Origin of the sequence: Methanosphaera cuniculi, assembly GCF_003149675.1 — an archaeon.
Classification (GTDB): domain Archaea; phylum Methanobacteriota; class Methanobacteria; order Methanobacteriales; family Methanobacteriaceae; genus Methanosphaera; species Methanosphaera cuniculi.
In genome coordinates this window covers 87370-102092 of sequence record NZ_LWMS01000020.1, presented here as the reverse complement: position 1 = coordinate 102092, position 14723 = coordinate 87370, and the positions used below count along the sequence as shown (strand labels likewise).

Genomic DNA, 14723 nt, shown 5'->3' with positions numbered 1-14723 from the left:
TTGAAAAAATAAAACAATAAAATTAAATTAATATAAAGAAATATAAATTAAAATATAATAGAAAAAAATTAATTTCTGAAATTCTAAAAAAATTAAGGGAATAAAAAAAATAACTATATGAGAGAATATAATAATAAAAAAAATTTTTTCTAAAAAAAAATAATAACTTACAACGGTGATACAAATGAATGAAACCATAGGAATGATACTATGTGGTGGATTTGGAAAAAGACTAAGACCAGTAACAGAAACAGTACCAAAACCACTCGTAGAACTAAAAGATGATTACACAATACTAGATAAACAAATCTTTGACTTCAAAAGTGCAGGAATAAAAAAAGTAATACTACTCACAGGATTCTTAGGTGAAAAAATAGAGGAAAGATATTCAGACAACTACATGGGTGTAGAAATAGAATATGTAAAAGAAGACCAACCACTAGGAACACTCAATGCAATAAGACTCGGAATGGAACACATCGATGATAACACACAATGTGTAATAAGAAACGGTGATGTAGTAGCAGATCTTAGTATCAAAAAAATGGTAGAACAAGGAGAAAAATCACCATATGACTTCAGCATATTCATAACACGAATGGTATCACCATATGGAATAGTAGAACTCAGTGGAGATAAAATAGTATCATTTAAAGAAAAACCAGTACTAGACTACTATATAAATGGTGGAATATACTTCTCTAAAGGAAAACTAGACTTTGGATCATACCAAACAGGAGATATTGAAAAAACACTATTTCCGGAACTAGCAAAAGATAAAAAACTCGGATACTACCGTGAAAATGATCTATTCTGGATGGCAGTAGATACAAACAAAGAACTACAACAAGTACAAAATGAGTACAGAAACCGTGAAGATAAACCATGGGGATATGAAAAAATACTCATAAACACAGAAAAATATCTAACAAAAGAACTCTTCATCAAAGAAGGATACCAAACAAGTTACCACTACCACCCAAATAAGGATGAAACAATGTACATTGTAAGTGGACGTGGATACATAGAATTTGAAGATAAAAAAGAATACTTCAGCACAAAAGATACAGTAAGAATTGAACCACAAACACCACACACAATAGTAGCACTAGAAAACACAGTACTTCATGAAGTATCAACTCCTGATTTAGATGATACAGTAAGAATCAAAGACTTCTATGATGCTGAAACACCAACAGGAAAACGATAAAATTATAATATTTTAAATTTTCCTAATATTTACCCCTCTCTTTTCTTTTTTTTTAACAAATAACTAATTTAATTAAAACTTTTTTTTAAAGATAAATATCTTTTACTTCCAAAATCAGATAAAAAAGAGTTGGAAATCCATAATGAAGTAATAATTAAAGATGTTAAAATAAAAAATCCAAATGACAATGGAAAACTTGATGCAATTTTAATTAAAATAACTTTAAATTAATAATAAGGGGGGAATTCTTTTTGAATATTATATCGTTGTTTTCAGGAGCTGGTGGTTTAGATCTTGGATTTGAAAATCAGGGTTTTAATATTATATGGGCAAATGAGTATGATAAAAGTATTTGGGATACATATAGATATAATCATAAAGATACATTTCTTGATACACGTTCTATTTGTGATATAAATTCTGATGAAATACCATCCCAAATACGTGGTATAATTGGTGGTCCACCATGTCAAAGTTGGTCAGTTGCAGGTTGTATGAGGGGAATTGATGATCCAAGAGGGAAATTATTTTATGATTATCTTAGAATTCTTCAAGATAAACAGCCATATTTTTTTGTTGCTGAAAATGTTCCAGGAATACTAAGTCGACGAAATCATGATGCTTTTAAAAAAATTATTCGTGAATTTGAAAATTGTGGTTATAATGTTTGTTTTTCTCTTCTTAATACATCAGATTATGGTGTTCCTCAAGATAGAAAAAGAGTTATAATTATAGGATATAGAAAGGATCTTGGTATTGTATTTGATTTTAATAATTTAAGAAAATCTAGAAATACATGTAGTTTGTATGATGCAATTTATGATCTTCCAGAACCTTTAGCTGCATTATCTAAGAATAAGTCTAATTATGATACTGGTGAATTTTTAAATAATGAATATTTTATTGGTGATTTTTCAAGTATTTTTATGAGTCGAAATAGAATCAGAAATTGGGATCAGCCAAGTTTTACAATTCAGGCAAGTGGTAGACAAGCTCCTATATTTCCTGGATCAGATCCAATGATTAAAATAGAAAAGGATAAGTGGGAATTTAGTGGTGATAATTATAGAAGACTCTCTGTTCGTGAATGTGCTAGAATTCAGACTTTTTCCTGATGATTTTAAGTTTATTTATGATAATGTTAATGATGGGTATAAAATGATTGGTAATGCTGTTCCTGTTAAGTTTTCTGAATTAATTGCACAACAGATAATGTGTGATTTAAACTCTTCTTAACCATTTTTTTCATATCTTTTTTTGTAATCTTTATTTTATTTCATTTTAATTTAGATTTTATAGTATATTAGTAGTTGCTTATATTCTATTTTGTTGTTTTTATTTTTAATTTAAATATATCTTTTATATATGTTGGATATTTGTTTGTATATAATGATTTTTCAGGTATTTTATAATACTAATATTGATGTTAGAGTATACTTTAAAATAGTTATATAGGTGTTGTAGTATGATTTTAGAAGTTGGTTTAAATTTTTATTATTACTTATGATGTTGGTTTGTTGTTAATAAATATAACACTGTTATAATTGGTATTTTTAGACCTCCTATAATTTACATACACACATATAGCACATGTTTTTAAATGTTATTATGTGGAATTTAAAATAGAGTTGTATGTAAAATTTAATAAAAAAACTACTTGATGGTCAATAATCATGATAGATTACAGATATTATACATACTTAAATAAAGCTAATATAATTCTAAAAAATTAAGTACTTAAAATGTATTTATGGAATATGGTGATCTTTCATAATTGCTTTTTTTCATGCTTTTTATAAGATTAATCTTTTAGTAAATTTTTCTTTAAAAAATTCATTAGATTAAACGCTTAAATGAGCTTATTTTCTATGATACGTTACTTGAAAAGGTTTATATAATATGTTTTAAAATATATGAACTACAAGAAAATTTTTTGAATAAGTCTTCTATATTTTATATTGGAAGATTATTTTTTTCAAAAGTATTATTTTTCTTGTAACAAAAAAAGTTAACCTTTTTTTTCAGGTGATGAGTTATTTATATCTTTTTTTAAATTTCATAAAAAAAAATAGTATAAATAAAAATATGGTCGAAAAAAAAAAATAAAAACTCTTTAAAAAAAAGGGGAGAGAATAAAAATATTTAAAATGGTACAATTTAGCTTAAAAAATAGGGTTGTCTTGCCTTTTTTTATTTTTATTTGGAGATAATGCTAATGGTAGAAATGAGGAAGTAATCATCTTTTTTATTTAATTAGAAAGATAAGTTATATGGAAGAAGAATTTTAAAATCACACCTTTAGTTGTTATAATATTATTTTTTTTATACCAAATACAAATTTTATAGGAATTATATAAAATAAAGGTGTGCTTATTGTTAGCCATTAAAATACAAAAGATAATTAAACTGATAATCAAAAAAAATGAAAAAAATAAAATGATAAAAAGGATCGTTTTTAATATTAAGGGAGTTTAAGCGTTAGTTTAGTAGATGTTATCATTAAAAAAAATCATGTGTAAAAAAAAGATGCTCAAAAAAAAATAGATTCTCAAAAAAAGATAACTTTAAGTTTACTTTCAAAGAAAAACTGCAATATTGTATCACATCATAAAAGTTTTTTTCTTAAATACTTTAAATAAAAAGAATAATAAAAAAAAATGAAGAATTACTAATAGCTATAAGTTATATCTTTTCATAAAAAAGGATGAATACTTCTAAATTGATATTTTTTTTGACATAATAGGAATTGGTATGTTTTAAATAAAATAAAAAATAATTAACACTTCTATAAAATTAAGAATTAATGACTCCACGTATAAATTGAAAAAAAATTCTAAAAAAAAGAAAAACATGCTACAACTTATGATGTTATATGTTCATATTTAAAAAAAAGAGAGGTAAAAAACACGTGTCTTTAAAGTTAATGAAGTATTATTTGATATTTTTTTCCATTTTCTTAGCACCTAAAAATAAAACTTTCTTATTATAAAGAAGTTTTATATTTTCCTCATCACCTTTTATATAAAATAATCTATTTTTTTTTAACTTAAATAAATCTAAATTTATAGTCTTAATTTAGTTTTATAACAATTAATGTGGATAATATAAATTATTAATTATTAAAAAAGATACTCTGTTTATTTTATTATTTGATTTTATTTTTTAGTTATTTTCTGATGATATTTTTTAAATATGATAAATTTTATAAGTTTATTGTAATATCAAATCTTTTTTTATAGTTTTATATTTTTAAAAAAATATACACTTAATTATCAAAAAGAAAACTTTTTAATTTTTTTAAACATTTTTTTTTAATTATAATTCTATGGGAGGAAAAAAATATTTTTAGAAATAAAAATAACAAATTTTTACTCACAACTTTAATAGTATTTTTATTATTAATATCAGTTAATGTGATTTCAGCAACAGATGATAATACCTCACATGTTTTATCTGATAATAATGTTAATCATATAACAACATCAATTACTGATAGAAATAATAATTCAAATATATTAAATACTAAATCTGTGAATAAAACTATTAAAAAACAAAGTAATTATGAAGTAAACAACTATACAGAACTTTATAATACTATTGAATCAATAAAAACTAATAAAACTTGTGATAATCCTACAATAACATTAAATAAGGGAAATTATACAATTAACCAGTCAATTAATTGGGGTGATTCAAGTAGTGCTAAAAACTTAACAATATGTGGTGGTAAAGATCTTGTAGTAATTAATGGTCAAAAAACAAGTCAATTTATTAATGTATCATGTGGATATACACTTAATTTAATGAATTTTTACATACAATATACAAAAGCTGTAAATGGATCTGCAATAAATAATAATGGAAATGTAACATTAAAAAATATATCATTATACCAAAATCAGGCAACAAGTAATGGTATAATATATAATAATGGTAATATGACAATTACAGATTCAAATCTTGGAACAAATACAATTACTGCTAATGGAACAATATTTAACTGTGGAAATCTAACAATAACAAACTCAACAGCTTTATCTAACACAGCATATAAATTTGGTGGAGTAGTTTATAATAAAGCAATATTACAAATAACAAACTCAAACTTTACAAACAATAAAGCTAACATGGGAGGTGTTATTTATAATGAAAAAACGGCAAATACCATGATAAACACATCAAATTTTAATCGTAATCGAGCTGATAAATATGGAGCTATTGTCTATAACTTAAATGAAACATTTATTTATAATTCCAATTTTACATCACAACAAACACAAAATGGTGCAATTGCATATAATAATCGTTCACATATGTTTATAGATAATTGTAACTTTATAAATAACCAAGCTCCTAATGGAGGAAATGGTGCAATAACATCAAATTACAATGCTTATGTTGTAATTCAAAATTCTAGATTTAATAATAATACAGCATATAATGGTGCAATAAACTATAACACACAAAGAAGTGTAGTTAATATTATAAATTCTAACTTCACAAATAACAATGCAAGTTTTGGTGGTATAAACTATAATTATATGAATTCACAACTAAACTTAATAAATTCAACTTTAAAAGATAACTATGCATTTTATGGAGGAGTTAACTATAATATAGGATCAAACATTACAATACAAGGATCAAATTTCATATCTAATAGTGCAAAAAAATGGTGGATGTAACTATAATAACAAAGCAAATTTAACCATATTAAATTCTACATTTACACAAAATAAAGGTCGTGGAATGACTGAAACTGATTTAAATACTAATGGAAGTACCATATATAACATGGGTGGAAATGTATCAATTACAACATCTAATTTCACAGATAACCTGGCAAATATGGGAGGAGTAATATATAATAATGGATCTATTAAAATAACATATTCTAACTTCACAAATAACATACAATATCAAAGTACCAATCAATGTAACATAACAATTTATACAACATGTAACTTTATTTTACATGATACAAACATTACAATAAATTATGGATCATTAGGAAATAAAACACAACTTTACATCTACTCACCAATTATAAATGAACAACTTAATTTAGAAGAAAATGTAACCTTTATGACAGATGGATCTTATAATGAAGTAACAAAAGATCAAACAACAAACCAGGTATATATGTATACATACTTTGGAATTTATCAAAACCAGATAACATCACACGTAGAATATCTTAAACCAATGGAAAATACTAATATAACACTAAATTATGATAGAAAAGCAAGTATATACGACATGATGGATAATATTACAATAAAATCATGTACTAATATGACCATAGTAGCACAACTTAAAGATAAATATTCAAATATAATACAAGGTGATGTAGATGCTACTATTAAGATAAATAACAAAGTATATGCAACAACAACAATTAAAGATGGACTTCTTAATACAGTTATACCAACAGCAAATCTAAGTGCAAATACATATACTCTAAAAATTATAACAAATGAAAACACACTCTATAATAGTGCAACAATAGTTACTAAAATCACTGTAGTTAAGCGTAATATATCAGATATTATTTTACCTAATGTAACAATTAAAACATTCACAAACCATACACTAGTAGCACAAATAAAAGATGAACAAGGAGAACTGCTTCATAAAACTACAAAGATATGTGCAAAAATTAATGGAGTAACATATCTACATAGTAATATCACAGATGGATTACTTCATATTAGCCTAAAAACAGATACACTAAGACCATCCACATATAATATAACCATAATATTAGGTGAAAATAACTTCTATAATACTAAAATATTAAATTATAAACTTACATTAATAAAACGTAATGTAAATATGATAGCAACCACAAACAATGCAACCACATATGGAAATCTTCTTATCAATACAGTAGTATCAGATATAGATGATCATGTGGTAAATGATGGATTTGTATTATTTAAAATTAATGGATGTACACTTAAAGATAATAATGGAAATGATATACATGTGTATCTAGATAATAATCATGCATTCTTAAATTACTCCATACCATTTTCAATGAGTGGAATAACATACAAACTAGAAGTTGTATATAATGGAGGATACAAATTTAATAATCTTAGAATCAATACAACATTTACACTAACAAAACGATTAATTAGTCCTGTTGAAATTGAACCAATAGTACAACTTACACAAACTAACACAAACATAAAACTTACACTACATGATATAGATAACAAACCAATAAAAGGAACAAATAAAATATGTGTTAAAATAAACGGAGTAACTCAAATAAATACAAATATTAAAAATGGAATTATTAATTTAACACTACCAACAAATACATTTAAGCAACGTGAATATGATGTTCTTATACGAATAGGAGAAAACTCAGTATACAAACAATGTGATATCCAATTCAAACTAAACATCATAAATCGTAATGCAACAATAAAAACCAAACAAAACACACCAATAATAACAAACAACACACTCAAACTAAACACACAAGTTACAACACCATATAAAATAGTAAATGATGGTTTCATAACATATAAAATCGATGGCGAAACAATAACAGAAAATAAAACACCAATTAAAGTAAACATAACAAATGGATATGCAAACTTCACATACAAACTAAGTGAAAAATATAAAACAGGAATACATAACATAACAACAACATATCACAACTCATACTATAACACAATAACAGATGTTATACAAATAAAAATATAAAAAAAACTAGAATAAAAAAATACTCCTCTCCCTTTTTAACTATTTTTTTTAAAATTTCTCAGATACATAATATTATCTTAGATTAGTTAAAAAAAAGTTATAAAATTAAAATTTATCAAAAATAAAAAAAAGAGAGGGTGGTAAAAAAAAATCAGAAGATTCACACTAAAATAAATCTTCTTAAATTTCCATCTAATTTAGAAAATAATATTATCTATTTTTTTTAGAACATTTGTTTGCATATAAAAGCTATATGATCCTTTTCATATGGATTTAGTTTAATTTCTTCAATAACCTTTAATCCTTCTTCTTCTAAGTGTCGTTTTTCTTGTTTAAAGATTTCATTTGGATTTCGTGTTACATCAATACTTCGAGCTTTAATCATAAGAATTCCAACAGTATCTTCTTTTGAAAACATTTTAAAATTATCTATAAATAATTTTGTTTGCTGAGCTTGTGCAACATCACTATAAATTACATCAACACATTCCACATAACTTTGATAATTTTCAGGTCTTGTAGCATCCTCAAGAAGTGGAATTAGATTTTTCCGATTTTTAGATACATCAAGAAATTCTCTCATCATTGTTGGTGAAAACTCAACTGAATATATCCGTCCTTCACTACATATATCTGATATATGTGATGGTGTAGTTCCTGCTGATGCTCCAAGATATAATACTTTTGAATCTTTTTTAAAAGGAAATGTTCTAAGTCCTTTTATTATTGCTGCTGCAAGTTTTGATCGTCTTGGATTCCACAGTCTAAATTCTTTATCTTCATGTTGAAGTAATGTTTCCTGGTATACTTGTTTAGTAGGTGTTAGATTTACTGTTGCAATTTGATTATCTATCTGATATACATTTTCTCCAATTTGTTGTATTTGCATTCTGTATCTATCCTCCCATTTTTTTTAGTAGTTATAGTCTTCTTTTCTTAGTTTTTTCTTGTTTCTTTTACGTTTTTTTCCTTTTTGTTTGCGTTGTTTTTTCTCTTTTTTATTTTTCTTATTTTTCTTATCTTTGGATTTCTTGTTTTTTCGTTCTGGGAATGGATGATCTTTTCGTATTTGTTCAATTCTTGTTTCCATATCTTCTTTTAGTGTTGGATCAAGTATTTTATCTCCAAAAGCATCTTTTCGTGCTGCTATTGATATTTTTGATGCAATTGTTCTTGCTATTTTTCCACGTACCCACCAATTAGATCCACGAAGATTAGGATGTTGATAGATTAATCCATGTTTCGGTGGATTTTCACCAGTTTTAAGATGTCTAAATGTTGCTTTTTCAGCTCCCATTATTTGTACTGTGGAAGATGGAAGTTTAGCAAGATTTTCAAGTCCATTAATATGTGCAATAAGTTTTGCTCCAAGATTTGCACCTGCAACAGAGTAGAGATTTGGTGCTACTTCTATCATTTTTTCTTTAATGTATTCTTCTAATGTTTCTTTAGTATCATATAATGAACATATAGACTCAGCAAAACTTTTAATAATTATAAGATCTGATTGTTTTACTGTAATATCATTGTAATCATATAATTCTATATCGGTATTATCAAGTAAACTGCTTTGTTTTATATTTTCACGAGTAGTTTCATTAGCTACTAGTTTTGCATATAGTTTATGGTTATGTAGTTTTTCAAGTTCTGGTAGATATGGCATACACCATTCATGTAATCTTTCTATGAGTTTTCCAATAGTTTCATCTATTTCATCTAATGAATTTATTGTTTCTACAATCATAACATCATTAAATTCAATTGAACTTCGTATTTTATCCTGTGTCACTTGATTAAATGTAGTATTTAGATCTTCTGTTATTTGTTTTGTATCATTTAGTGTTGTTATTTCACTTATAATTTCATCAAGATGTTTACGAATATATTGTCCCTGTTTTGTTGTAGTTTCACATGTAACTGTTTTATATTGTGCATATTGTTGTGGCTTGTTTGTTTCTATTATTATTGTATCATATTGTTTTTCTAGTTTTTGGATTAATTCAACTGGTAATAGTTTGTTTTGACTTATTTGTTCAATTGATTCTACCTGATCTTCAAATAATGTATAGTCAATAATATTATTTTCATGATTTGTAGCTATAAATCCAAAGCTTGTTGTTGTTATATAGCATTTCATAGTTATAGGTTTAATTTTTAAATTTATTAAAAATTTGTATTAAAAAAAAAGATGTGAGTTAAGAGGGGTGGTGAAGTTAATAATGGGAGTTAGTCTATATGGTTTTATATATCTTTTCAATTATTTTCTTTGATATATTTTCTTTTGAATCTAAAGTGAGTTTAGTAGTTTCATTTTCATCTATAATATAAACTTCATTATCATCACTTCCTGCTCCTCCACCTTCAACTAGAAGGTCATTTGCTATCATGATATCGGTTTGATATTTTTCCATACGATCTTTTGCACGTTTTATTAGTTCATCTTCACTAAGTCCTGCTTCTGCTTTAAATCCTACTACATATATTGATGGTTTTATTTGTTTAATTTCTTTTAGTATTTTTGGTAGTTTGCGGAATTTTATTGTTACATCTTCATTTGATGATATTTTACCCTCATTATATTGATCTACTTCAAAGTCTGATATTGCAGCAGCTGATATGTAGATGTCAGATTCAGCTATCATATTTTTTATTACATGCATCATCTGGGATGTTGTTTCTACATCTATTTTTTTAATTTGTTGTGGTACATCTACACTCATTTGTCCACATACAATTGTCACATTTGCACCTTGTCTATATGCTTCTTTAGCAAGTTCTAGTCCCATTTTACCTGAGCTTCTATTTGTTATTCCACGCATTGCATCTATTGGTTCAAATGTTGCTCCTGCTGATACTATAACATTCATATCTTTTAGCTTGTTTTCTGATACCATTTTCTCAGATTCAAGTACTACATCATCTATTGCAGGGAATTTTGCCTTATTTTCTTTATTTACTGGTTCTAAAAATTGTGCATGTGGTTGTTCAGTTTTAATTTGTTCTATTTTATCTTCAACTGCCTTATACATTGAAATGTGCATTGATGGAACAAATAGTATTGGTGTTTTATATCCACTTGCTGTTAATAGCATGGTTGTTACTGGTGTATCAGCTATTTTATTTGCAAATTTACTTATTGTATTTGCTGTTGATGGTGCTACTAGTATTAAGTCGGCTCTTGCATTTGTTACATGTTCTACATATCCTGTTATCTTGGTTATTACAGGATGTTTGGTTGCAAATTCCATTGATAATGGTGTTATAAGTTCACATGCATCAGGTGTCATGAAGCATTGTACATCAAATCCTTTCTTTTGAAGTGCATGTACAAGTTTCAGATCTTCTACTGCTGCTATACTTCCGGTAATACATAGTATTATTTTCATTTTTTTAACTACTCCCTTAATAGTTTTTTTTCCAAATTTATCCAAATCTTTAGTTATTTAAGAATTGATTTATTTTTGATCCTATTGTATTAAAAATTGAATTTCTTTCTTTATCACTTATTAGTTTAAATGTTCCAGCTACTAGATCATAGTTTCCTCTTTGTTGTTCATATTGATCTACTGGTGTTGAAAATAGTATTACATAGATTTTACTATCATTCATTTTTATCCATGTTGCAACATGTTCTTTTTGTGATCCGTCTGGTTCATTTATTATGTATCTGTGCATTACAACAGAGTTATTATGTATACTGCTGTTTTTTTCTTCTATATTAATATAATTACCATCTGCAGCTAAAAATTGGTCATTATATGCACAAGCGTTTTGTATATCATTTCCATATGCTGCTGGTGCTTGTTGTATTACTACAGATATTCCAGGATTTTCTGTATTTGCAACTGCTCCTACAGATCCTTCTGCTACTGAGTTTGCCTCACTCCATGAGTCTGGGTATTGGAATGTTATACCATTTTTTTCAAATCTTTGTCCTGATGCTGTGAGGCTATCAAGATTATCTATGATAAAAAATGCTGCTAGTATGACAATAATTATTCCAACTATTGTCATTAACACGTTTTTCTTTTTCATTGATTCACTCCTAATATTTTCTTTTTTTTTCCTAATTTAGTTTTTTTTTATCTTATATCTATTTAGCTAAATTTTTCTATTTTGATGATCCACCACTAGATGAACTACTACCTGATGATCCACTACCAGATGAACTACTACTTCCACTTGAGTGTGATCCTGAGTTACTACCTCCACTTGATGGTTTTTTACTACCACTATTTGATGATGATGATCCACTATATGCTTTTGATGAACTTGAGCTTTTCTTTGTTGTGGATTTTACAGTTGAAGCTGGTGTGGATGTTGAAGATTTTGTTGTTTGTGCTATAGTTGTATTATTTGCTGTTGTATTATTTGCTGTAAGATTAGTTGCATTTGCTATTGCATCTGGGCTAAATGCTGAATCTCCTACTGTAATATTGGTTTGTTGTTGTTTTTCAACAGTATTAAGTGTTGATACTCCAGCAGCAAGTCCTATTGCAAAGGCAATTATTACAACTACGATAAGAATTTTACGTGCAGTTCTTTTACTAAATACACTTTTATCAGAAATATCTTTTGATTCTATCTTTGTATATTCATCTACAAAGTCATCATATAATTCTTCTTTTCGTGCTTTTTTCTCTTTAATTTTGTCTGGATCAAATCCTTTTGCTTCTTGAAGTTTGGTTACTGCTTCTTTATTTCCTAGTTTTCTTTCATATCTTATTCTGAGTGTTTCATAATCTTCTTCATTTATAAAACCTTGTTCTCTTTGTTTTTCTAAATTTTTTAGTTTTCTTTCTATTGTATGTCGAGAATCATTAGGTATATTAATTCCCCCTCAACAGTTTATAGTTTCATAAGAACCTAAAATTTTAAACATTTTAACTTTCTTTTCAACTTTCATAAGAACTCTAGATATATTTTCATCTAGTTTATGTCCTTCCATATCAATAAAAAACAAGTATTTACCCATTCCTTCTTTTGATGGTCTTGACTCAATATGTGTAAGGTTCACATTTTCTTCTTTAAATTCATATAGTACTTTATAAAATCCTCCAGGTTTATCATCATATAATGATATTATGATTGATGTTTTATCATGACCTGTTGGCTTTGTTTTTGCATCTTTTTTAAGTACTAAAAAGCGTGTTACATTATTTTTATAATCTTGTATATTTTCATCAATAATTTTAAGATCATACTTATCTGCTAGCATCTTATTTCCTATTACTGCTGCTGTTTCTATTTCTGTAACATAACGTGCTGCATTTGCTGTACTTGGCATACTTTGAACAGGTTTTTTAAGTTTATAAATATATTCACGACATTGTGCTAGTGGTTGTTGGTGTGAGCATATAACTTTTATTTCATCAATTGTTTTTCCATGTTGTATGAGTAGGTTATGTTTTATTGGTATTTGAAACTCTTGTATAATTTTTATATTATTAAAATTAGTTAAACAATCAAGAGTTATTAAAACAGAACCTTCTGTAGAATTTTCAACAGGTACTATTGCCATGTCTATCTTATTATCTTCTAAATCTTCAAAGATATTTAAAATAGTTGGATATGGCTTTATTTCATCTGTTTCATCTACAACTTTAAGTACTGCTTCGTGTGAAAATGTTCCTTCAGGACCTAAGTATCCGACTTGTTTATTTTTATTCATTAATTATTATTTTTATATTATAAAGTTAATTAATTCTTTTATAATTATGAAGCTTCATTATGTATTTTACTAGATGTATGAATATAAAAAAAAGGTATTTAAAATTTAATAAAAAAAGTTTTAATGGAGGTTATGGGGGTGTATACTACTGTTATACTCTTATTTCTAGTAGTTTCCACGTTTTCTGTTTTGGTCATATACGAATTTTAGAATATCTGATTTTGTTATCATTCCTTGTACTTTGCTTCCATCATCTGATACTGGTATTCCACTGTATTCTTTATCAACCATGATATGTGCTACATCTGATACTGTTGCATCTTTTGGTTGTGTTTCAATGGTTTGTGACATGATTTCTTGTACAAATAAGTTTCTAATTTGATTTGCTTGGTATTTTTCTGGTACTCGTTTTTTAAATTCAATGATTGTTTTTGTCATATCTTTATCTGTTAGAATTCCTGCAATTGATCCTGAATTTACAACTACAAGTCTTGATATTTTATTATCTATCATTAGTGTTCTTGCATGTACAAATCTGTCATCAGGTCCTATTGTTATTACACGTTTGGTCATTATGTCTTTTATTGGTGTTGTTGTGTATGGTTCTTTATCTAAATGTTTTAGGAAGTCTCCTTTTGTTACAATTCCCACAATTTCTTTTGTTTGTTCATCTACTATTGGTATTCCACCAATATGGTTGTCAACTAATTTTTTAAGAATTTGTAATTTTGAGTCAGTTGGAGCTGCTGTTATTACATCTTGTGTCATTATTGTTGAAACTCTCATGTGTGAGAGTGGTATTTCTTCATATTTTGCTGAAGCTATTTTTATTGCCATATCTTTTTCTGTTATAATTCCTACTAATTCTTTGGTTTTTGGAGATATAGCTGGTAGTCTGGATATTTTATGTTTTTTCATAAGTTTTAAAGCATCAACTATTGTTTGATCTTTATTTACTGTTATAACATCTTTAACCATTATTTTATCGATTGTCATTGCAATCAGCTCCTTTTATTTGATTGTTTATATTCACAATTAAGTAATGTTCTTAGATTGTGTCTTAATTATAAGTATTTTCAATTATGATATAAAAAAGTATTTACATTATTTTTACTTTTT

The 14723-nt window shown here is 26.3% G+C and carries 12 protein-coding genes; 6 read left to right on the top strand and 6 right to left on the bottom strand.

The features are described from left to right. Nucleotides 1-184 precede the first annotated feature (184 nt). The 5 genes from MSCUN_RS03865 to MSCUN_RS03850 all read left to right on the top strand — a co-directional run bounded on the left by MSCUN_RS03865 (nucleotide 185) and on the right by MSCUN_RS03850 (nucleotide 7933). Nucleotides 185-1210, top strand: coding sequence for a sugar phosphate nucleotidyltransferase (locus MSCUN_RS03865; protein WP_095607898.1), 1026 nt, complete (start codon nucleotides 185-187; stop codon nucleotides 1208-1210). Nucleotides 1211-1461: 251 nt separating this feature from the next. Continuing rightward, nucleotides 1462-2325, top strand: coding sequence for a DNA cytosine methyltransferase (locus MSCUN_RS03860; protein ID WP_245837611.1), 864 nt, complete (start codon nucleotides 1462-1464; stop codon nucleotides 2323-2325). Continuing rightward, the gene (locus tag MSCUN_RS08405) at nucleotides 2294-2446 is read left to right on the top strand and encodes a DNA cytosine methyltransferase (protein ID WP_245837610.1); all 153 of its coding nucleotides are present in this window, start codon (nucleotides 2294-2296) and stop codon (nucleotides 2444-2446) included. The genes MSCUN_RS03860 and MSCUN_RS08405 overlap by 32 nt, the downstream gene beginning before the upstream one ends. A gap of 2177 nt (nucleotides 2447-4623) precedes the next feature. Beyond that, the gene (locus MSCUN_RS03855) at nucleotides 4624-5895 is read left to right on the top strand and encodes a hypothetical protein (protein WP_095607897.1); all 1272 of its coding nucleotides are present in this window, start codon (nucleotides 4624-4626) and stop codon (nucleotides 5893-5895) included. Further along, nucleotides 5873-7933 (top strand): hypothetical protein, encoded by a 2061-nt coding sequence (locus MSCUN_RS03850; RefSeq protein ID WP_095607896.1) that lies wholly within the window; start codon nucleotides 5873-5875, stop codon nucleotides 7931-7933. Before MSCUN_RS03855 ends, MSCUN_RS03850 begins: the two co-directional genes overlap by 23 nt. A 223-nt stretch (nucleotides 7934-8156) precedes the next feature. On the opposite strand, the gene MSCUN_RS03845 is transcribed toward MSCUN_RS03850, so the two are convergent. The 4 genes from MSCUN_RS03845 to MSCUN_RS03830 all read right to left on the bottom strand — a co-directional run bounded on the left by MSCUN_RS03845 (nucleotide 8157) and on the right by MSCUN_RS03830 (nucleotide 11968). Then, nucleotides 8157-8822 (bottom strand): fibrillarin-like rRNA/tRNA 2'-O-methyltransferase, encoded by a 666-nt coding sequence (locus tag MSCUN_RS03845; RefSeq protein WP_095607895.1) that lies wholly within the window; start codon nucleotides 8820-8822, stop codon nucleotides 8157-8159. Nucleotides 8823-8846: 24 nt separating this feature from the next. Then, the gene (locus tag MSCUN_RS03840; RefSeq protein WP_095607894.1) at nucleotides 8847-10070 is read right to left on the bottom strand and encodes an NOP5/NOP56 family protein; all 1224 of its coding nucleotides are present in this window, start codon (nucleotides 10068-10070) and stop codon (nucleotides 8847-8849) included. A gap of 94 nt (nucleotides 10071-10164) precedes the next feature. Then, nucleotides 10165-11319, bottom strand: a complete 1155-nt coding sequence (gene coaBC / locus MSCUN_RS03835) for a bifunctional phosphopantothenoylcysteine decarboxylase/phosphopantothenate--cysteine ligase CoaBC (protein ID WP_095607893.1) — start codon at nucleotides 11317-11319, stop codon at nucleotides 10165-10167. 49 nt (nucleotides 11320-11368) lie between these two features. After that, on the bottom strand, nucleotides 11369-11968 hold the full coding sequence (locus MSCUN_RS03830) for a PsbP-related protein (protein WP_143744839.1): 600 nt from the start codon (nucleotides 11966-11968) through the stop codon (nucleotides 11369-11371). 254 nt (nucleotides 11969-12222) lie between these two features. Between MSCUN_RS03830 and MSCUN_RS03820 the strand changes: the two genes are divergently transcribed. Next, a complete protein-coding gene (locus MSCUN_RS03820) occupies nucleotides 12223-12612 on the top strand; it encodes a hypothetical protein (protein ID WP_095607891.1) in 390 nt (129 codons plus the stop codon). 161 nt (nucleotides 12613-12773) lie between these two features. On the opposite strand, the gene pheA is transcribed toward MSCUN_RS03820, so the two are convergent. Together pheA and MSCUN_RS03810 are read right to left on the bottom strand one after the other, a co-directional pair. Continuing rightward, entirely contained in the window at nucleotides 12774-13604 is an 831-nt protein-coding gene (gene pheA, locus MSCUN_RS03815; protein WP_095607890.1) for a prephenate dehydratase, read from the bottom strand. Nucleotides 13605-13769: 165 nt separating this feature from the next. Continuing rightward, on the bottom strand, nucleotides 13770-14600 hold the full coding sequence (locus tag MSCUN_RS03810; RefSeq protein ID WP_095607889.1) for a CBS domain-containing protein: 831 nt from the start codon (nucleotides 14598-14600) through the stop codon (nucleotides 13770-13772). Nucleotides 14601-14723: the final 123 nt, after the last annotated feature.